General features: G+C 67.9%; 13 protein-coding genes and 1 pseudogene. 7 read left to right on the top strand and 7 right to left on the bottom strand.

Annotation, left to right across the window (positions count from 1 at the left end; translation table 11 throughout):
• Nucleotides 1-127 precede the first annotated feature (127 nt).
• Complete coding sequence (locus DAT35_RS14415) at nucleotides 128-2,662, top strand: GAF domain-containing protein (RefSeq protein WP_233261476.1); 2,535 nt, start codon at nucleotides 128-130, stop codon at nucleotides 2,660-2,662.
• On the opposite strand, the gene DAT35_RS14410 is transcribed toward DAT35_RS14415, so the two are convergent.
• Nucleotides 2,616-3,470 carry a hypothetical protein gene (locus DAT35_RS14410; RefSeq protein ID WP_108067564.1) on the bottom strand — a complete coding sequence of 285 codons (855 nt, stop codon included), beginning with the start codon at nucleotides 3,468-3,470 and terminating at the stop codon, nucleotides 2,616-2,618. The genes DAT35_RS14415 and DAT35_RS14410 overlap by 47 nt on opposite strands.
• 9 nt (nucleotides 3,471-3,479) lie before the next feature.
• Entirely contained in the window at nucleotides 3,480-4,277 is a 798-nt protein-coding gene (locus tag DAT35_RS14405) for a hypothetical protein (RefSeq protein WP_233261475.1), read from the bottom strand.
• Nucleotides 4,278-4,626: 349 nt separating this feature from the next.
• Between DAT35_RS14405 and DAT35_RS14400 the strand changes: the two genes are divergently transcribed.
• Nucleotides 4,627-7,500, top strand: a complete 2,874-nt coding sequence (locus tag DAT35_RS14400; protein ID WP_108067563.1) for a kelch motif-containing protein — start codon at nucleotides 4,627-4,629, stop codon at nucleotides 7,498-7,500.
• A 44-nt stretch (nucleotides 7,501-7,544) separates the two neighbouring features.
• On the opposite strand, the gene DAT35_RS14395 is transcribed toward DAT35_RS14400, so the two are convergent.
• The 3 genes and pseudogenes from DAT35_RS14395 to DAT35_RS14385 all read right to left on the bottom strand — a co-directional run.
• On the bottom strand, nucleotides 7,545-8,384 hold the full coding sequence (locus tag DAT35_RS14395) for a hypothetical protein (protein WP_158501701.1): 840 nt from the start codon (nucleotides 8,382-8,384) through the stop codon (nucleotides 7,545-7,547).
• A gap of 38 nt (nucleotides 8,385-8,422) precedes the next feature.
• Nucleotides 8,423-9,196 (bottom strand): hypothetical protein, encoded by a 774-nt coding sequence (locus DAT35_RS14390; protein ID WP_233261474.1) that lies wholly within the window; start codon nucleotides 9,194-9,196, stop codon nucleotides 8,423-8,425.
• Between the two features lie 255 nt (nucleotides 9,197-9,451).
• Nucleotides 9,452-10,741: pseudogene (locus DAT35_RS14385) on the bottom strand (cation:proton antiporter); the annotation flags it as partial.
• A 177-nt stretch (nucleotides 10,742-10,918) separates the two neighbouring features.
• Between DAT35_RS14385 and DAT35_RS14380 the strand changes: the two are divergent.
• Both DAT35_RS14380 and DAT35_RS14375 read left to right on the top strand, forming a co-directional pair.
• The gene (locus DAT35_RS14380; protein WP_108067561.1) at nucleotides 10,919-12,493 is read left to right on the top strand and encodes an NAD(P)/FAD-dependent oxidoreductase; all 1,575 of its coding nucleotides are present in this window, start codon (nucleotides 10,919-10,921) and stop codon (nucleotides 12,491-12,493) included.
• A 50-nt stretch (nucleotides 12,494-12,543) separates the two neighbouring features.
• Nucleotides 12,544-13,941 carry an RIO1 family regulatory kinase/ATPase gene (locus DAT35_RS14375; RefSeq protein ID WP_108067560.1) on the top strand — a complete coding sequence of 466 codons (1,398 nt, stop codon included), beginning with the start codon at nucleotides 12,544-12,546 and terminating at the stop codon, nucleotides 13,939-13,941.
• Here the strand turns inward: DAT35_RS14375 and DAT35_RS59905 are convergent.
• Nucleotides 13,938-14,102, bottom strand: coding sequence for a hypothetical protein (locus tag DAT35_RS59905; protein ID WP_199242885.1), 165 nt, complete (start codon nucleotides 14,100-14,102; stop codon nucleotides 13,938-13,940). The two genes, DAT35_RS14375 and DAT35_RS59905, sit on opposite strands and share 4 nt — an antisense overlap.
• Nucleotides 14,103-14,361: 259 nt before the next feature.
• On the opposite strand from DAT35_RS59905, the gene DAT35_RS14370 reads away from it, so the two are divergent.
• The 3 genes from DAT35_RS14370 (at nucleotide 14,362) to DAT35_RS58970 (ending at nucleotide 19,990) form a co-directional block, all read left to right on the top strand.
• A complete protein-coding gene (locus DAT35_RS14370; protein ID WP_108067559.1) occupies nucleotides 14,362-14,598 on the top strand; it encodes a hypothetical protein in 237 nt (78 codons plus the stop codon).
• 171 nt (nucleotides 14,599-14,769) lie between these two features.
• A complete protein-coding gene (locus DAT35_RS14365; RefSeq protein ID WP_108067558.1) occupies nucleotides 14,770-18,858 on the top strand; it encodes a hypothetical protein in 4,089 nt (1,362 codons plus the stop codon).
• 142 nt (nucleotides 18,859-19,000) lie between these two features.
• The gene (locus DAT35_RS58970; protein WP_158501700.1) at nucleotides 19,001-19,990 is read left to right on the top strand and encodes a hypothetical protein; all 990 of its coding nucleotides are present in this window, start codon (nucleotides 19,001-19,003) and stop codon (nucleotides 19,988-19,990) included.
• 17 nt (nucleotides 19,991-20,007) lie between these two features.
• Here DAT35_RS58970 and DAT35_RS14355 read toward each other — a convergent pair whose 3' ends face one another.
• Complete coding sequence (locus tag DAT35_RS14355; RefSeq protein WP_108067557.1) at nucleotides 20,008-20,973, bottom strand: aldo/keto reductase; 966 nt, start codon at nucleotides 20,971-20,973, stop codon at nucleotides 20,008-20,010.
• Nucleotides 20,974-20,976 lie beyond the last annotated feature (3 nt).

The raw sequence follows: 20,976 nt of genomic DNA, 5'->3' as shown, positions 1-20,976 counted from the left end.
AGGTGTGCTGGCCGCCCTGGGAGGGAGCCTGCGGGCATTGGGCGAAGGGGCCCGGCCTCACGAATGGCGGCTGCTCCATCTTCAGGGCATGGCGGAGCCTCCCACGACCCTGGACTCCCCAGGGTGCTTGCACCTGCATGACTTCCTCCGCGCTCACCGCCCGCGCATCCTGGAGCACTGGGGCTGGGCGGTGCGCCAGTTGCCCTGTACACGGGGCCTGCCAGACCCTCGGCTTGGTGCCCACCTGCCGGCGCTGCTCGAGCGCATGGCGAGGATGATGGAGGCCCTGCAGCACGGCGAGGGGTACGGGGAGCTGGCGGAGATGCCGGAGCTCCAGGCCCTGGAGCGGTTGGACCTGGGCTATGACTTGGAGGAGGTGTCCGGCGAGTACTCGGCCCTGCGCACGAGCATCCTGCGGCTGTACACCGAGCACCTCGAGCGCACCGCACCGGGTGGGCTGGCCCTGACGCTGCGGGAGGTGGAGCGCTTCTGCCGGGCCTTCGACGAGCTGGCAACCGCTGCCATCACCCGCCATGCCCGGGGGCGCGCGCGCACCTTCCATGTCCTCGAGCGTGTCTCCCAGGCGGCGATGGGGACGGAGGACCTGGACACCTTCCTGCCGAAGCTGCTGCGCGTCATCCTGGAGGCCACCACGCCGGTGGACTCCGTGACGCTGATGCTGCGCGAGGGGGACGTGCTCCAGGCGAAGGCGTCGGTGGGCCTGGAGGAGATGGTGGCCTCGGGCTTCCGCATGCGGGTGGGCGAGGGCTTCTGCGGGCGCATCGCCGCCGAGCGCCGGCCGATGGAGCTGCGCTCGGCGTCGACGGACCCGCGGGTGAAGACGGACGCCTTCCGCCACCAGGGGACGCGGGGCCTCTATGGAGTGCCGCTGATGCAGGGAGACGAGGTGCTCGGGGTGGCGATGATGGGCAGCCGCACCGTCTTCGAGTTCTCCACCGAGGACAAGCTGCTGTTTCGCGCGATGGTGGGCCGGGCCACCGCCCTCATCCTCCTGGCGCAGCTGGCCGAGCGGGAGCGCCTGGCGCGGGAGGAGGCCGAGCGGGCGCTGGAGAAGCTCCGGGCGCAGGAGTCGCGCACCGCTCGCCTCCAGGAGGTGACGGCCGCGCTGTCGCGGGCACTCACCACGACCCAGGTGGCACACGTGGTGCTGGAGAAGGCGGTGCGGGTGCTGGGGGCCGCGGGCGGCTCGCTCGGGCTGCTGTCGGAGGACGGCCGGTGGTTCGACCTGCTGGAGACCCCGGGCGATGCCGAGGCGGAGGTGCGCGAGTGGATGCACCTCCCGGCCGACACGTACGCCATGTACCGCGAGGCGGTGCGCACGGGGCCTGTCTTCTACGAGTCACAGGTGGAGGACTCCGGCGCCTTCGTCGCCCTGCCCCTGCGGGTGGAGGGCCGGGCCATGGGCGTCATCGGGCTGTCCTTCCGGGGGAGGCATTTCTTTCCCGAGGAAGAGTGGGCCTGGATGCTGGTGGTCGCGGGCCAGTGCGCCCAGGCGTTGGAGCGCGGGCGCCTCTACGACGCCGAGCTGCGGGCGCGTACCTCCGCCCAGGAGGCCCTGTCCCGCCTGGACGGCATCATGGAGACGGTCCCCGTGGGGCTGGGCTTCTGGGACACGGAGCTGCACTTCGTGCGGCTCAACGAGCGCCTGGCCCTCATCAATGGGCTGTCACCCCAGGAGCACATGGGGAAGACGGTGCGCGAGGTCTTGCCGGATCTCGCCGACCAGGTGGAGCCGCTGCTGCACCGGGTGCTGGAGACGGGACAGCCGGTGATGGACGTGGAGATAGCGGGGGAGACGCCCGCGCGGCCCGGGGAGAGGTGTCATTGGCTGGCCAGCTACTACCCGGTCCGTGACGAGGGGGGCGCCATCTCCGAGCTGGGCGTGGTGGTGGTGGACATCTCGGAGCAGAAGCGCGCGGAGGAGCACCTGCGCCGGACGGCCGAGTTCCGCGAGCGCTTCATGAGCATCGTCTCGCACGACTTGCGCAACCCGCTCAATGCCATCCTCCTGTCGGCCAACGCGATGCTGCGCCTGGAGGACCTGGGGGGGCGGCAGGTGAAGGGAGTGCGCCGCATCATCACCAGCGCCGAGCGCATGAAGCGGATGATCTCCGACCTGCTCGACTTCGCGCGCGGGCGGTTGGGAGGGGGAATTCCCATCAGCCCGAGGGAGGTGGACCTGGGCGTGCTGTGCCGCGAGGTGGTGGACGAGCTGGAGGCGGGGCGCCCCGGGCGGGAGGTGAAGCTGGAGGTGGAGGGGGACCTGAGGGGCGAGTGGGACGCGGACCGGCTGACCCAGCTGTGCATCAACCTGGGGAAGAACGCGCTCGACTACAGCCCGGAGGAGACGTGGGTGCGCTTCGCGCTGGGGGTGGAGAACGGGTTCGTCCGGTTGGAGGTGCACAACGAGGGGCCGCCGATTCCGTCCGAGCGGCTCGGCTCCATCTTCGAGCCCTTCCGGAGGTACACGGGGGAGGATCAGTCGCCATCGCCGACGGCGGGGCTGGGACTGGGGCTCTACATCGTCGAGCAGATTGTGCGGGCGCATGGGGGCACGGTGTCGGTGTGGTCCACACAGAAGGAGGGGACGACGTTCACGGTGCGCCTACCCCGGAGTCCGGTGGGCCCGGGGGCGACCTGAGGCCACTCGTCCCCGCGTCGCCGGGTGAACCCGCGTCCCCGCCCGCGTCGGGAGTGCCTCCATCCAGGTCCGGTGCGGGCACTGGTGGGGACGCCTGGGGAACGGGAACGCGCTGACCGTCCCGCCACTGCCAAGTCCCCGCGTCATCAAAGGGAGACATGGTGTTGCCGAGCGGGAAGTCGGGACCCACTTCGATTGGTACAAAACCCGGGATCGGCTTGAGGACGATCACGTCGGGCATGGTCACCGGTTCGGTGGTGACCCTCAGGACTCCACTGTCGGGCCTGTCCAGATCCTCCAGGGTGGGGCTGTCGCTCGACTCCGTGACGACCGTCACCCTCCCGCCATCGGGAGTCTCCAGACTCCAGACGTGATCATCCTCGTCCAGCCCATCAAGGACGCGCCGGAGGATGCGACCGTCCTTGCTGATGGCGTATTTCGCGCCTGAATCCAGAGCGGGAGTCGTGCGACCGCAATAGGCGAGATCTTCGTTGACGTAGACGAAGATGACGTCTCCCCGACGGGCGAACCGGAACGTATGGGCCTGCGGTTTGAACCTGCATGGCAGCTCCAGTTTGGAGGTGTCTGGAGGAAAGAGGTCATTGGAGACGAGCATCAGCGCACGCAGCACCTCGCCATCCAATTCATACGTTTCCTCTTGGGGCTTGATCTCGACAAGGCCACTTCCGACGGACAGTGGGAAGATGACAGTCCTGTCCTGTTCCGGCCGTGTCGAGAAGGGCTCCCACTTTCGTATGCAGCTCGAGAGTGCGAGGGCAATGACGACAATCAGTTTTCTCGGACTCATGAATCACCCTCAATGTGGATTCCGGCCGGCGTCTTCCTGGATGCTTCTAAGCCGATAGGTTTTGTCATTGCGCCACTCGAGGATTTCGTGCTTCTTCATCTTCCAGCGGCCCTGCGTCTGGACCCACGTCATGACCTCGCGTGAGGCGGGAACATATTGATAGAAGCCATCGCAGGTAGGCGCCGCTGGGTCCTTCGATTGCGAGAAGAAGGCGATGATCGCGAGCCGGACCTTGCCGTTCCTCGTTTCGACTTCCCAGTCGTGATGGTGGGCCATCTTTTCGATGAACCGGTAGTCAATCAAGGAGAGGGTGCCGCCGAAGGGATGATTGTGAAGGGCGAAGATGTACTTGAGGTCGCCCGGCGCATAGCGCGAGTCATTCACGTACGTGGGGAGCACACAGGTTTTCTTGTTGGCTACGAGATCATCCGGCTGAGACAAGTCCGTCAGCATGCTCATCTCGTACTTGTGCTCCGGCGTGTAATAGAGCCAGGCGCAATATTCGGTGGCGGTTCGGGCTGCCAGTTCGGGGTTCAAGTCCTGGAGATAGCCCACGGTGGCGTTGGGCTTGGAGAGGATCATCGGGCAGGCCGCCAAGATCGCATCCGTATAGGTGTCGAACGGCCCGAAATTCTTCAGCGGACCCGGGATGTACTCCGCATCCTCTCCGGGGCCGGGACGCCAGACGCCTTCGACGGGCTTGGGCGATGAGCACCCCAGCCCGATGAGGATTGAAACCAGCAGGCGCTTGGGGAACTGCCTTGTTCCGGACATGACGGCGAACCTATAGCACTCGTGGAGGCGCATGGCGTCGCCTCCCTTCCTTCCTTTGGAAGCCGAGCCCATGGGCAGCGGTGTATCCGGTGTGGACCCGGCCTTGGACTTCGAGGAGCCCTTCCCGGGCTCCATCTCCGAGCCAGGCTCGGCGGCGGGGGTAGGTCGCTGACGGGCCGCTCGCGCTCCACTCCGAAGAGCCGGCCCTTCGGACCCCACTCGGCGCCCACCACGGCCGGGTCGTGCCCTCGCGTGGCCTCGGCCGGCTCGGTGTAGGGCTCGGGGTGGAACAAGTTCTTTGACGCCTTTCCCGGGAACTACCCTCGTCGCTTCATTTCACTCATAGTGCGCCCCTCTTCCACCAGAGAAGGAACCCACCTTGATGACCCATGAAACACTGCCGTCGCCCCATACTCGGAGGCCCGGGAGATGGATCCTGCTCCTGCCGAGTCTGTTGCTCGGTTGTAGCCTGTCCGAGAACCCAGGCCCCAAGGACGGGGATGCGGCTCCAGTCATCATCGGGCAGCAGTCCGAGTCGTTGGCCGTGGCGCCGATGAACCTGCCTGGAGAGCCGACGCAACTCCAGTTACCGGCGCGGGGGCCTGCCATTGAGGCCTGGCGCCATGCGTCCAGCGAGGACAACGCCCTGGGGCTGGCGCATGCGTACTTCCCGGAGTTCTCCGCGGGAGTGAACGAGGAGTCCCAGAAGCTTCCGGTGAACCCAGCCGCCGCGCTGCGCGTGAAGCTCGCGCCGACGCGTGGCGGCGAGATGGAACTCTCCACCCGAGGGTATGTCTTCAAGGTGAGACAGGAGGGAGGCGGCGCCCAGGTGGCGAAGCATGGAGCCGGGGTGGCCTTCGACGGGGCAAGGCACTTCTGGAAGGCCGTGGGGGGACAAGCCGTCGAGCAGGAGGGCTGGTGGCTGACCCAGAGGGTCGAGGAGTTCGTGGTCGTGGAGGCAGGAGCGCCGTCGTACCAGACGCGCTATCAGGTGACGGTGCCGGAGGGCATCGAGCGGCTGCGGGCTGCTCAGGATCATCTGGAGTTCTTGGATGGGCGAGACGTGCCCGTGCTGCGGTTGCACTATGCGGTGGCGCGAGACCAGACAGGGCGGAGTCGTCAGGGGGAGGTGAAGTTGTGGGGCGCGGGGGTTGCAGCCAGGCACGTCCAGGATGGCGTCACCTCTTTCACTCTCACGACTCGGACAGTGCGCGTGGAGATGGTGGTGAGCGGGCTCGAGGGCATGACGGGGCCCGTGGTCGTTGATCCCGGGTGGAGCTCCACCGGCACTCTTTCCACCCCCCGCAACTTCCACACGGCGACACTGCTGCGCTCGGGCAAGGTGCTCGTCACGGGAGGAATCACTCCCGGTGCGTACCTCGCCAGTTCGGAGCTCTATGACCCCGGGACTGGCACCTGGACGGCTACCGGCAACCTCGCCACCGCCCGCTTCCGCCACACGGCGACGCTGCTGTCCTCGGGCAAGGTGCTCGTCTTGGGGGGTATCAATGGCGGTGACTTCAGCGGCCTCGCCAGCGCGGAGCTCTATGACCCCGGGACAGGCACCTGGACGGCCACCGGCAACCTCGCCACCGGCCGCGCCAACCACATGGTGACGCTGCTGCCCTCGGGCAAGGTACTCGTCGCGGGAGGATTCAACACTGGCCCAGGCTTTCCCCTCGCCAGCGCGGAGCTCTATGACCCCGGGACAGGCACCTGGACGGCCACCGGCAACCTCGCCACCGGCCGCGTGTGGTCCACGGCGACCCTGCTGTACTCGGGCAAGGTGCTCATCGCGGGGGGCGCCGGCGCGGAGCTCTATGACCCCGGGTCGGGCACCTGGACGGCCACTGGCGACCTCCTCACGCCCCGCCGCTTTCACACGGCGACGCTGCTGCCCTCGGGCAAGGTGCTCATCGCGGGGGGCGGCAACGACGACGCTGTCCTTCCCCTCGCCAGCGCGGAGCTCTATGACCCCGGGACAGGTACCTGGACGGCCACCGGCAACCTCGCCACCGGCCGCGAGACCCACACGGCGACGCTGCTGCCCTCGGGCAAGGTGCTCGTCGCGGGGGGGTTCAGCAGCAGTACCCTCGCCAGCGCGGAGCTCTATGACCCCGGGTCGGGCACCTGGACGGCGACCGGCAACCTCGCCACCGCTCGCGATACCCACACGGCGACGCTGCTACCCACGGGCAAGGTGCTCGTCGCGGGGGGAAACAATTTCGGCATGCTCGCCAGCGCGGAGCTTTATGAGCCCGGGTTGCGCAACTGGACGGCCACCGGCAACCTCCGCACCGGTCGCTACGGACACACGGCGACGCTGCTGCCCTCGGGCAAGGTGCTCGTCGTCGGGGGCCGGTACACGCTGAACTCCTCGGAATACCCCGGCTATCTCGGCAGTGCGGAACTCTATGACCCCGAGCTGGGCACCTGGACGCCCGCCCGCTCCCTCATCATGGGCCGCACCGGACATACGGCGACGCTATTGCCCTCGGGCAAGGTGCTCGTCACGGGGGGCATGAGCATTGGAAGCGGCCTCTCCACCATAGAGCTCTATGATCCCGTCCTCGACACCTGGACCACCGTCGGCAACATGGTCGCCGTTCGCTACTACCACACGGCGACGCTGCTGCCCTCGGGCAAGGTGCTCATCGCGGGAGGGGGCCTGAGCTTCCACCCGACCGCGGAACTCTATGACCCGGTGCTCAACACGTCGACGGCCACCGGCAACCTCGTGACCAACCGCCTGAGCCACACGGCGACACTGCTGCCCTCGGGCAAGGTGCTCGTCGCGGGGGGGAGCTATGTCGGTATCTTCGCCAGCGCGGAGCTCTATGACCCCGAGTCAGGCACCTGGTCGTCCACGGGCAACCTCTCCATCTCTCGCATCGGACATACGGCGACGCTGCTGCCCTCGGGCAAGGTGCTGGTCGCGGGAGGAACCACTCCCGGTGCGTACCTCGCCAGCACGGAACTCTATGACCCTGGGTCAGGCACTTGGTCGCCCGCGGGCAACCTCGCCACCGCGCGCAGCGGCCACACAGCGACGCTGCTGCCCTCGGGGGCGGTGCTGGTCGCGGGGCAGGCCAGCGCGGAACTCTATGTCCCCTGGCTGGATTTCTGGATGACGAGCGGTCCCCTCATCACCGAGCGCACCAGCCATACGGCGACGCTGCTGCCCTCGGGCAAGGTGCTCGTCACCGGGGGCTACATCAGCTGTTGTACCCCTTTCTCCACCTCGGAGTTGTATTGACGAGCGGGCGTCTTCGAGACGACGCGGGGGGGAGGGGACGACGTTCACGGTGCGCCTACCCCGGAGTCCGGTGGGCCCGGGGGCGACCCGAGGCCGCTCGTCCCCGCGTCGCCGGGTGAGCCCGCGTTGGGAGTGCCTCCATCCGGGTCCAGGGCGGGCACTGGTGGGGACGCCTGGGGAACGGGAACGCGCTTCCCGTCCCGCCACTGCCAAGTCCCCGCGTCATCAAAGGGAGACATGGTGTTGCCGAGCGGGAAGTCGGGACCCACTTCGATTGGTACAAAACCCGGGATCGGCTTGAGGACGAACAAACCGGGCATGTCCATTGGCTCCGTGACGATCTTCACAATCCCACTGTCTGGCTTCTCCAAATCCTCCAGCTTGGGACTGACCCCCGGTTCCGCGACGACCGTCACCTCTCCTCCGTCGGGTGTCGTCAGACGCCAGATGACGTGGTCTGGTTCGGAGCCGATGACGCGCCGGAGGATGCGGCCATCCTTGCTGATCGCATACTTCGCTCCCGAGTCCATCGCGTGGACCGTACGGCCGCAATAAGCGAGATCTTCGTCGACGTAGACGAAGATGATGTTCTCTCGGCGAGTGAACCGATACGTGTGTGCCTCCTGTCTGGCCCAGCACGGCAGGTTCTGTGTGGACGCTCTCGGGGGAAAGAGGTCATTGGCGACGACCATCAGGGCACGCAGCACCTCGCCATCCATTTCATACGTCCCTTGCCTCGCGTTCACCTCGACGAAGCCACCCCCGGTGGACAGAGGGAAGATGATGGAGTTGTCGTTCGCGGACGGAGTCGAGAAGGGCTCCGGCCTTCGTACGCAGCCGCAGAAGAGGATGGCGGCCGACAAGATGAGTTCCCGCAGGGTCATGGACATTCCTCTATGGGTTGATTCCAGCAGGAACGCGCCTATTGCTTCTCGATACGACGGGGTCTGGGTTTGTCCCAGATTTCCGGGTCGATCAATTCATGCTGCCATTGGCCTTCGCGCTGGGTCCAGAGCGTCATGGATCGCGTTGCCGGTACATACTGGTAGAAGCCGTCACATGAGGGGGCCGCGGGGTCCTTCGACCTGGAGAAGAATGCGATGATGGAGAGCATGATCTGGCGAGCGTCCTTCGTCTTGATGGACCATTCATGAATGCTGGCCATGTCCTTGATGAATTGAATGTCCTGCGGCGAGAGGATGGACCCGTAGGGATGGTTGTGAAGGGCGAAGATGTATCGGAGGTCGCCGGGCGCATAGCGCGCATCGCTCACGAACGGAGGAAGAATGCAGCTCTTCTTTCCTGTCACGAGATCCTCCGGCCTCGATAGGTCCGTCAGCATGCTCATCTCGTATTTGTGCTCCGGCGTGTAATACAGCCAAGCGCAATACTCGGTGGCGGTTCGTCGCGCCAGCTCGGGATTCGAGTTCTGGAGATAGCCCACGGTGGCGTTGGGCTTGGAGAGGATCATCGGGCAGGCCGCCAAGATCGCATCCGTATAGGTGTCGAACGGCCCGAAATTCTTCAGTGGACCCGGGATGTACTCCGCATCCTCGCCGGGGCCGGGACGCCAGACGCCTTCGACGGGCTTGGGCGATGAGCACCCCAGCCCGATGAGGATTGAAACCAGCAGACGTTTGGGGAACTGCCTTGTTCCGGACATGACGGCGAACCTACAGCACTCGTGGAGGCGCATGGCGTCGCCTCCCTTCCTTCCTCAGGAAGCCGAGCCCGTGGGCAGCGGTGTAGCCGGTGTGGAGCCGGCCTTGGACTCCGAGGAGCCCTTCCCGGACTCCGTCTCCGTGCCGGGCTCGGCGGCGGGCGGCGGGGGCGGGTCGCTGACGGGCCGCTCGCGATCCACTCCGAAGAGCCGGCCCTTGGGACCCCACTCGGCGCCCACCACGGCCGGGTCGTGCCCCCGCGCGGCCTCGGCCGGCGCGGTGTCGGGCTCCGGGCTGGTCTCTGGCGCGGCCACCGGCCCGGGCGTGGCCGTGTCCCGGACCTGCACCTCGGGCGGGTATATCCAGCGCAGCAGTGGCGAGGTGACGACCGTCGTCACCAGTGCCATCACCACCATCATGGTGAAGAGGGTGGGGGAGATGACGCCCAGGTCCAGGCCGAGGTTGAGGACGATGAGCTCCATCAACCCGCGGGTGTTCATCAGGACGCCCACCGCGCCCGCCTCGCGCCAGGGCAGGCCGGTGAGCCGCGCGGCCACCGCGCTGCCTCCGAACTTGCCCACGCATGCCAACAGGATGATGAGGCCGCACATGACCCAGTGGTCGCCGCTGGACAGCAGTCCCACCTGGGTGCGCAGCCCGCTGTAGGCGAAGAAGAGCGGCAGCAGCAGCACCACCGCCATGTCCTCCAGCTTCGCCGCCAGCGCTTCCGCCAGCCCTCCCTCCTTGGGAATGATGGCTCCGAAGAGGAAGGCGCCGAAGAGCGAGTGGATGCCAATGACCTCCGTGGTCCACGCCGAGGCGAGCAGCAGCAGCAGCGTCACGGCCACCACGTTCTGCGTGAGACCCTCGCGGTTGGCCACGCGCGCTCCCAGCCGCTTCAGCAAGGGCCGCAGCACCCCCACCATGAAGCCGATGTAGAGCAGCGAGAAGAGCGTGGTGTACCCCGCGTGCAGGATGTCCGAGGCGCGCACGATGGAGACGACGAAGGCCAGCAGGCACCACGCCGTCACGTCGTCCACCGCCGCGCAGGTGATGGCGATGGCTCCCACCTTCGAGTTCATCAACCGCCGCTCGGTGAGGATGCGCGCCAGCACCGGGAAGGCGGTGATGCTCATCGCCACGCCCATGAAGAGCACGAAGGAGGAGAAGGGCACCGAGGGGTCGCGCAGCCTCGGGTAGAACCACAGCGCCGCCGCCGCTCCCAGCGCGAAGGGCACCACGATGCTGGTGTGGCTGATGACCACCGAGGCGCGTCCCCGGCCCTTGAGCAGTTTGGGGTCCAGCTCCAGCCCGATGAGGAACATGAAGAGGATGAGCCCCACCTGGCTCAGCATCTTCAGCACCGGCATGCTGTTGGCCGGAAAGAGTGTGCCCATCACGTCCGGCGCCAGCCACCCCAGCAGCGACGGGCCCAGGAGGATGCCCGCGAGCACCTCGGCGATGACCAGGGGCTGGCCCAGCCACCGCATGCCCCGGCCCAGCAGCCGTGACAACCCGATGATGACCACCAACTGCACCAGGAGCAGGCCGACCGTGTTGGGGTTGAGCGCGTGGATCATCGGCCCTCCTGCCGGTGTGAGGAGTCATCGACTAACAGTGGGCCGTGCACAGCGTCAATCCGGGTAGGACTGGGGCAGGCCGGGTTTCGCGCGGACGTGGGGTCGGGGAGGCGGCGGAGGTGCCTGCTCGCCTGGAGGGCTGCAACCGGGTCCGGTTCGAGGCATCGTAGCGCCGCCATGGTACGTCACGTCATCGTCGTGGGAGCGGGACCCGGGGGGTTGTCGGCGGCCATCAACCTCGCGGGGCTGGGGTTGAAGGTCACGGTGGTGGAGAAGGAGCCGGTGCCCGGAGGGCGGATGAAGGGGCTCACCTTGGGGGAGCGCGGCGAGTACGCCGTCGACACGGGGCCCTCCATCCTGCAACTGCCCGGAGTGCTGGAGAGCATCTTCGAGCGGGCGGGCCGGCGCATCTCGGACTACGTGAAGCTGGTGCCGCTGGACACCAACACCCGGGTGCACTTCTGGGATGGCACGCACCTGGACACCACGCGGGACGCGGCGCGGATGGAGCGCGAGGTGGCGAAGTTCGGCGCGGACAAGGCGCCGGCGTTGCGCCGCTGGTTGGAGGAGAGCCGGGAGAAGTACCCGCTCGCCTACGAGAAGTTCATGGCCACGCACGCGGACAGCCTCGCCTACTACGCGCCCTGGCGGCTCTTCTCCACGCTGCGCTTCAAGCCGTGGCAGACGCTCTACAAGCACCTGGACGAGCACTTCCACGACGATCGCCTCATCTACGCGCTGTCCTATCCCTCCAAGTACCTGGGGTTGCACCCCACCACGTGCTCCTCGGTGTTCAGCGTGATTCCGTACCTGGAGCTGGCCTTCGGGGTGTGGCACGTGGAGGGCGGCTTCCGGGAGCTGGCTCGGGGGATGATGAAGTGCGCCGAGGACCTGGGGGCTACCTTCCGTCTGGGCACGCCGGTGGAGCAGGTGCTGGTGGAGTACGGCCGGGCGGCGGGGGTGCGGCTCCAGGGCGGTGAGCGGCTGGATGCGGACGCGGTGGTGGTGAACGCGGACCTGCCATATGCGGCCCAGAAGCTCGTCCCCGCCGAGGCCCGCGCCGGCACCCGGCTGACGGACGCCTCGCTGGAGAAGGCGAAGTACTCGTGCAGCACCTTCATGGCCTACTACGGGGTGGACCGCGTCTGGGAGGACCTGCCCCACCACCTCATCTACCTCTCCGAGAGCGCGCGGCGCACGGACAGGGTGGCCTTGGAGGACCAGGAGGTGGACCTGGACGACCCGCCCTTCTACGTCTGCAACCCCTGCGTGACGGACAGGTCCGGGGCGCCCGAGGGCCACTCGACCCTGTACGTCCTGGTACCCACGCCCAATACCTCGCGTCCTGTGGACTGGGCGGCAACAGAGCGCACCCTGCGCGAGCGGATTCCGGCCATGCTGGAGAAGGTGGGGCTGAAAGGGGTGCGCCCGCACATCCAGGCCGAGCGCTACTTCACCGCGGAGACGTGGCGGGATGACTTCAACGTTTTCCGGGGAGCGGTGTTCAACCTGTCGCACAACTGGACGCAGCTGGGCCCCCTGCGCCCACACGTGAAGAGCCCCAGCGTCGAGGGCCTCTACTGGGTGGGAGGTGGTACACACCCGGGGAGCGGGCTGCTCACCATCATGGAGAGCGCCAACATCGCGGCGGACTACCTCTCCCGGGAGGCGGGCAAGGGGCCCCTGGCTGGCTGGCCCCATGTCCCACCGGTTGAAGGGGTTGCGGCCGGGCTTCCTGCACGTGTGGGCTGAGGTCGCCTGGAATACGTGGTAGGACTCGGAGCCTTCCGACACTCGAACGAATGAACGAAGCGCTCCAAGTCCTGTTGGCTGATGGTGTGATTGACGAAGTGGTGGGCCGCCTCAAGAGTGGCAAGGAGGCGGACGTGTACCTCGTGCGCCACGGCGGCGAGGTCGTCGCGGCGAAAATCTACAAAGAGCGCGAGCACCGAAACTTCCGCAACAACTCGGGCTACCGGGAAGGCCGGCAGGTGCGCAACAGCCGCACCGCGCGAGCCATCGCCAAGGGGAGCCGCTTCGGAGTGCAGGCCGCCGAGGACGCGTGGAAGACGGCGGAGGCGGACGCCCTGGGCAAGCTGTTCGCGGCCGGGGTGTGCGTGCCCAAGCCGGTGATGTTCTACGAGGGCGTGCTGCTGATGGAGCTGGTGCTGGACCTCGAGGGCCACCCGGCGCCGCGGCTGGAGGAGGCCGCGCTCACGCCCGAGGAGGCGTCGGCGCTGTACTTCGACCTGCGCAACCAGGCCATCCGGATGCTGTGCTGCGACCTCATCCACGGAGACCTGTCGGCCTTCAACATCCTGCTGGGCAACCGCGGGGCCACCATCATCGACTTCCCGCAGGTGGTGGACGCGGCGGCCAACAGCCAGGCCGAGTTCTTCTTCAAGCGCGACATCGAGAACCTGCGCCGCTACTTCGAGATGACGGACCCGGGCCTTCGGGTGCGCTCGGGTGACGCGCAGGAAATCTGGCGGGCCTACGTGAAGCGCGAGCTGACGCCGGACTTCGAGCCCACGGGGCGCTTCCAGGGCGGAGGCGGGGGGCCGCGCGAGCGCCGCTTCTCCGGGCCGCGCAACGGCGAGGGCCGTCCCAACGGCAACGGCGCGGGCGACAGGTTCGGCAGTGGACGTCCGCAGGGGGACCGTCCGCAGGGCGACCGTTCCCCCCGGGGAGATCGTCCTCAAGGTGAGCGCTTCCCGCGGGGAGATCGTCCCCAGGGAGAGCGCTTCCAGCAGCGCGGAGACCGCCCGCAGGGTGAGCGCTTCCAGCAGCGCGGAGAGCGGTCCCAGGGCGAGCGTCCGCCTCGGGGGGACGGGGAAGGTCAGCGCCCGCCGCGAGAGCAGGGCACGCGCTCCGCGGAGCAGCAGGGGCCTCGGGAGATGAGTCCTCGGGGTGATCGTCCGCCACGGGGCGAGCGTCCACCACGGGGCGAGCGTCCACCACGGGGCGAGCGTTCTCCCCAGGGGAACGGAGAAGGCCAGGGCCAGCGGGGAGAGCAGGGCGCGAGGCCCTCGGAGCAGCGCAATCCGCAGCAGCAGGGCCCGCGCGGGCGTCCTCCGGAGCGGAGGGGCGACGGGTCCGGGCGGTGGCCGCGTCAGGGTCGGGGGGGCGGAGCTCCTCAGGTGTCCTACAAGACTCCGGTCGCTCCCGCGTCCCCGGCGAAGCCGGAAGACGAGTCCTAGCGGTAGCGCTCCGACTCGGGTTGGCAGGCCACCTCGAGGAAGGTGGTGCTGCGCCCGCGCACGAGCGCCCAGAGACATCGCATCAGACAAGCGGCTCCGAACTCGCGGTAGATGAGTCCCAGGTTTTCGAGCACCTCACGTCCGGTGATGACTCCGCGCATCGCGCACCCCCTGAAGAGCTTCGCGAGGGGCCTTTTGCAAAGACTTTGCCGGGCCATTCCAGTCGGAACTACAGGGTTTGTTCTGGCCCGGACGCGCCAAGCATCCCGTCCACCGTTGAGCGATGCACGAGGACCTGCGCCGAGGTGTGACCGCCCTCCCTGAACCCTGAAGTTCCTACAGGGGGCATGTGGAAAGGTTGACGGGGGGTCGTGGATGATGGGCTCGCGGTCCAACCCCCCTCAGCCAGGAGCCCTCCTCATGCGCCGTACCGTCATCGCCGTCGCCGTGGCCTTTGTCCTGGGTGGTTTTACCCAGCGCGCGTTCGCCGAGAAGCAGCCCAAGATGGAAGAGGCGCTCGTCCACCTGCGCTACGCGCTGGCCTCGTTGAAGGCGGCCACCCACGACAAGGGCGGCCACCGCGCCAAGGCCGTCGAGCTCACCGAGAAGGCCATCGACGAGGTGAACAAGGGCATCTCCTTCGACGAGAAGCACTGACGCCTCGCGTCAAGACCCCGCCGGGGGTGACCTCGGCGGGGGCGGCTGATCGGACGCCGGGTCCTCGCAACTCGAGTTCTCCAAAGCCGATAATCGAAGCCAGGTAGCTCCACGCACATCTCCCGCGCCGCGCGTACCCAGGGGGCGCCGGTCATTTCGCGAGGTCTCGCCATGGCGATCGACAGAACCGGTGGTTCGAAGCCCTACAACAAGCCCAAGCCGCCAGAGCCCAAGCCGGAACCGAAGCCGGTGGCGAAGAAGGCCAACACGGCGAAGGCCGAGCCGAAGGCGGCGAAGGCGGGTCCGGGCGCGCGCAGCGAGGTGAAGCGGCAGCAGGCGCGGGACGGGTTCGACAGCGGCAAGAAGACCTCGTTGGCGCAGCGAGGCCAGACGGCGGAGCGGTTGGGGTCCACCACGGCGCCCGCGGCGGCGCAGACCGTCGGCATGCAGGACAAGAGCGTGCTGGAGAAGCTCGGCCTGACGGCGGATGACCTCAAGAAGGCGGGCCAGGCGGCGTTGCCCCATCTGGAGAAGGCGGCGCAGGCGGTGGTGGGCGGTCATCCAGAGCAGGCGCTGGAGCACCTGCGCAACGCGGCGCTGGCGTCGCCCGAGGTGGCGCAGAAGGCCATCAAGGGGCTGGCGCAGAACCTGCCCGAGGGCCCGGCGAAGACGCTGCTGACGGATGAGAAGGTGGCCAAGGAGCTGGTCACCAACAACGAGCTGCACGCGTCGGTGGGCAAGCTGCTCCAGAACCCGGGGGACACGGGTGCCATTCGCGAGTTGCTCAACAACGACAAGGCACGCGACGCGGTGCTGGGCGCGCTGTCGAACGACAAGTCGGTCAAGGAGCAGCTGGCGAAGGTCGGCCTGGAGCCGAAGGACCTGGTGGAGGCGGGCAAGGCCGCGCCGAAGCTGTGGGACGCCTTCGACAAGCTGAAGGCCGGCGATGTGAAGGGTGGTCTGACGGACATCCAGGCGGCGGTGCAGGCCGCGCCGGGGCTGGCCGCCAAGATTGGCGAGAAGATCGAGAAGGCGCTGCCGCAGGGCGTGAAGGACCAGTTCGCGAAGCTGGGAATCACGCCGGAGCAGATCCGCACGGCGGGCCCTGCGCTGCCGCACCTGTACGAGGCGGCGGACGCGGCGAGCAAGGGCGATTGGGGCAAGGCCTTCAACAGCCTGAAGGAGGCGGCGATCTCCGCGCCGGACCTCACGACGCAGGCGATGAAGGGCCTGGCGCAGCAGCTGCCGAGCCAGCTCGGCGCGGTGAAGACGCTGCTGACCAACGACGCCTTCCTCAAGGAGGTCGTCACCAACCGCGACCTGCACGACCAGGTGGGCAAGCTCTTCAACGACTCGACGCGGATGGAGGGCCTGCGCGGGCTGCTCAACAACGACAAGGTGCGCGACACTGCGCTCACGGCGTTGGGCACGGACAAGGGCGTCCAGGACGCGCTCAAGAAGGTGGGTCTGGAGCCGAAGGATCTGGTCGAGGCGGGCAAGGCCGCGCCGAAGCTCCTGGACGCCGCCGAGAAGATCCAGAAGGGCGACGTGAAGGGCGGTCTGGAGGACATCCAGGCGGCGGTGCAGGCCGCGCCGGGCCTTGCCGCCAAGATTGGTGAGAAGCTCGAGAAGCTCATTCCGCAGAGCGTGAAGGACCAGTTCGCGAAGCTGGGAATCACGTCGGAGCAGATCCGCACGGCGGGCCCTGCGCTGCCGCACCTGTACGAGGCGGCGGACGCGGCGAGCAAGGGCGATTGGGGTAAGGCCTTCAACAGCCTGAAGGAGGCGGCGATCTCCGCGCCGGACCTCACGACGCAGGCGATGAAGGGCCTGGCGCAGCAGCTGCCGAGTCAGCTCGGTGCGGTGAAGACGCTGCTGACCAACGATGCCTTCCTCAAGGAGGTCGTCACCAACCGCGACCTGCACGACCAGGTGGGCAAGCTCTTCAACGACTCGACGCGGATGGAGGGTCTGCGCGGGCTGCTCAACAACGACAAGGTGCGCGACACGGCGCTCACGGCGCTGGGCACGGACAAGGGCGTCCAGGACGCGCTCAAGAAGATCGGCCTGGAGCCGAAGGATCTGGTCGAGGCGGGCAAGGCCGCGCCGAAGCTCCTGGATGCCTTCGACAAGATCCAGAAGGGCGACGTAAAGGGCGGTCTGACGGACATCCAGGCGGCGGTGCAGGCCGCGCCGGGACTGGCCGCGAAGATCGGCGAGAAGATCGAAAAGGCGCTGCCGCAGAGCGTGAAGGACCAGTTCGCGAAGCTGGGAATCACGCCGGAGCAGATCCGCACGGCGGGCCCGGCGCTGCCGCACCTGTACGAGGCGGCGGACGCGGCGACCAAGGGGGACTGGGGCAAGGCGTTCAACAGCCTGAAGGAGGCGGCGATCTCCGCGCCGGACCTCACGACGCAGGCGATGAAGGGCCTGGCGCAGCAGCTGCCGAGCCAGCTCGGTGCGGCGAAGACGCTGCTGACGGACGATGCCTTCCTCAAGCAGGTGGTCACCAACCGGGACCTGCATGACCAGGTGGGCAAGCTCTTCAACGAGGGCACGCGCCTGGAGGGCTTGCGCGGGCTGCTGGGCAACGACGCGGCGCGCGACGCGGCGCTCACGGCGCTCGGCAATGACCCGAAGGTCCAGGAGATGCTGACGAAGGCGGGCCTGGACAAGACGGACCTGCTGCAGGCCGGCAAGGCGGCGCCGCACCTGTTCGACGCGGTGAATGCGTTCTCCGAGGGGAAGATCGACGACGGCATCACCGCGCTGGGCAAGGCGGGCGAGGCGGCGCCGGAGCTGCTGAACAAGATTGGCGAGAAGCTCATCAGCAAGCTGCCCGAGGGCCTGCGCACCAACATCACCAACCTGGGCATCACCCCGTCCGAGCTGCTCCAGGCGGGCAAGGCGCTGCCGGACCTGCTCAAGGCGGGCCAGGCGCTGGGCCAGGGCGACTTCCAGGTCGCGCTCAAGAGCCTGAAGGACGCGGCGAGCAAGATGCCGCCGTCCATCATCGAGAAGGCCATCACCACGACGGCGGGGAAGCTCTCGGACCAGGGCTTCGCGGGCGTGGCGAAGTCGCTGCTCACGGACAAGGACTTCGTCCACCAGCTCGTCACGAACAAGGACCTGCACGCGGCCTTCGACAAGATGATGTCGGGCGACCTGGTGCAGGGCACGAAGGACCTGCTGAAGAACCAGGCGCTGGCCACGGCGGCGGGCAACGCGCTGGCGAAGAACGCCGGCCTGATGGAGAAGCTCAAGCCGTTCGGCATCCAGGACGGCAAGGACATCGCGTCGCTGGGCGGAGCCATCTTCGACGTGATGCAGGCCGGCCAGCAGCTGGCGTCGGGCGACCCGGGCGCGGCCCTCAAGTCGCTGGGCCAGGCGCTGGCGGACGTGCCGCCGGACCTGCGCGGGCGCATGACGGGCGCGCTGGCGGAGAAGCTGCACGTGCCGGAGTGGGCCAAGGACACCCTCGTCGCGGCGACGAGCCTGCTGGGCAACGAAGCGGTGGGCAAGGCGCTGGGCGACGCGTTCGGGGCGCTGCAGCGCGGGGACTTGGGCGGCTTCGTGGCGGGCATCGCCACCACGGGCAAGGCGATCGCCCAGACGGCTCCCGAGGCGGCCAAGGCGTTCCTCAACTCGCTGGCGAAGATTCCGGGCAGCCTCGGCAAGCTGTTCTCGGACCATGAGCTGAACGCGGCGATGGTGGACTCGGGCGCGGTGACGAACCTGTTCGAGGCCGCCGAGAAGCTGGCGCACGGCGACGTGGGCGGGGCGCTGAGTGAGATCGCCCAGGCGGGTGGGGCGCTGCTCACGCAGGGAGACCACTTCGAGGTGGCGGGCCAGAAGCTGCCGTTCGGGCGTCAGGGCATCGAGAACCTCACGCGCATGTTCGGCCGGTTCGTGGACGCGCTGCCGGACAAGCTCAAGGAGTCCATCACCAAGGAGGCCACGAAGTTCGCCGCCAAGGCGGGCCTCAAGTCGGTGCCCATCCTCGGCAACATCGTGAGCGCGGGCAGCGCCATCGGCAGCGCCAAGGACCTGTGGGACGAGCTGCACAAGGACCCGAAGGACGCGCTCAACATCGCGCTGACGGCGGGTCAGCTCGGCCTGGACATCGCCGGGGTGGTACCGGGGCTCAACAGCATCACGGGCCCGCTGCAGATCGTGCTCGGCACGGCCAAGGTCATCAAGGGGGCCTCGGACTTGATAGGCGATATCCACGAATTCCAGCAAGGACTCATCGCGGCCTGACGTCCACCCGGGCTCCCCCCACCCCTTTCCCTCGGGATGGGGGTGGAGTGACCCCCCCATGCCGCGGCGGCGGCTCCTCGGTGTAAGGTGTCGCCGGGTTCCACTCGCCCTGGGGGGCGTCTTGCAACGAGTCCAATCACCCATGAAGCACGTGCTGTCGGCTGTCCTGTCCCTGGTCACCTTCCTGTCGGTTCCCGCGCTCGCCGCGCCTCAACTGCGGGTCAACCCGCCCAAGAAGACGAAGAACGCCTGCATCCGCAAGGTGGCTCGTCTCTCCTCCTCGCAGAAGTACGAGGAAGCTCTCTCCGAGCTCATCACGCCCGAGTGCAATGACGGCCTCGGGGACGAGGATCGGCTGTGGGTGGACATGATGCAGGGCGTCCTGCACCAGAGCCTCGAGCAGACCGAGCAGGCGGAGGACGCCTACTGCCGTGCGTTGCAGTCGGAGCCCCTGGCCAGTCTGCCGCTCACCAAGCCTCCCGCGGAGATGGATGAGCTCTTCGAGAAGCTGCGGGTCGAGTGTCCGGAGCGGGAGAAGGCCAAGGAGGAGAAGGCCAAGGCTGCGGCCGAGGCCAAGGCTGCCGCCGAGAAGGCTGCGGCCGAGGCGGCGGCCAGGCCCCCGCCTGCCACCGAGCCGACTCCGCCTCCCGAGGCCAGCGAGGAGCCCACTCTGTTCTCTTCCGTGGGCAGCTCATTCGAGCTGCACGCGGGTGTGCGTGGCGAAGCGGACATCGAGAGGTCGGGACCGCTGCCGCTGTGGGGCGCGGGCGTCAACGGCTCGGTGCATCTCTTCCACGGGCTGAGGGCGGGGGCGGGCCTCACGGCGCTCGCCTCCACGCGGTTCCCCTCCGGGCCCATCTTCCTGCTGATGGTGGACGCGCGGCTGGCCTATCCCATCCTCCCGCCCCAGGGTCGCTTCGGACTGCACGTCTATGCGACGGGTGGCCCGCTGCTCTACACGATGAGCTCTCCGTCGGCCGGAGCCAGGGCCGGCGCCGGGCTGGCCCTGGACGTGTCCAAGCTGCGCGTGTCCCTGGGTGGCGCCTACGAGTGGCGGAACCACTACCGCCTCGGCTACGGGTCGCCCATGGCCTTCCTGGAGGTGGGCTGGAAGCTGGCGGGCTCGCCCTGAGCCTCAGCCCCTGAGTCTCAGAGGAATGGGCGGGACAGCTCGTCGATGCGGCGCAGCTCGTCCTGAGAGAGCTTGAAGCCCATGGCTCCGACGTTCTCCTCGGCGTGGCGCCGCTTCGTCGCGCCGGGGATGACGACCACCGTGTCACCGTGGAAGTGGGTCAGCCAGTTGAGGGCGACCTGCGAGGCGGTGGCACCGTGGGCGGCGGCGATCTTCCGGAGCTCGTCGACGAGCGGCCGGCTGCGCGCGAGTCCCTTCGCGCGGAAGGCCGGCAGGTACTTGCGGGGGCCCGGACTCTTGCGGATGAGCATCGGGTCATCGTGGAACTTGCCCGAGAGCAGTCCCTGCGCGAGCGGTGAGTACGCGATGAGGGTGATGCCCAGCTCCTTGGCGGTGGCGAGCACTCCATTGGACTCGATGCGCCGGTCCAGGAGGCTGTACTGCATCTGATTGGAGACGAGCGGGATGCCCCGGCGGGCGAGCGCCGCATGGGCCTTGCGCATCCGCTTCTCGGAGAAGTTGCTGACGCCCACCGTGCGAATCTTCCCCGCCTCGACGAGGTCCGCCATCGCGTTGGCCTGGGCCTCGACCGTGGCGAGCGCGAAGGGCTGGTGGATCTGATGCAGGTCGATGCCAAAGGGGCTCAAGCACGCGAGCCGCTCGTCGATCGTGTTGCGGATGCTGGAGGCCCCGCGCGGGAAGGGAAACCACTTGGTGGCGATGCGGACGTCACCGGGCTTCTTGCCCAGGTGCGTGAGGGCGGCGGCGAGCGCTCGCTCCGAGCGGCCATTCCCATAGGCCTCGGCGGTGTCGAACCAGTTGATGCCGCCGCGCAGTGACGCGTCGACGATCTCCTGGACCGTCTCGGAGGGCAGCGCCTCCCAGAAGCCGCCCGCCAGGCCGAATCCCTCGGAGAACTGCCAGCACCCCAGTCCGACGGCGGACAGCTCGATGTCTGTCCGTCCCAGTCTTCGACGCTCCATCGC

It is taken from the genome of Vitiosangium sp. GDMCC 1.1324 (assembly GCF_003044305.1).
Classification (GTDB): Bacteria; Myxococcota; Myxococcia; order Myxococcales; family Myxococcaceae; genus Archangium.
Note: the sequence above shows the minus strand (reverse complement) of the source record. Positions and strands in the feature narration are given on the sequence as shown.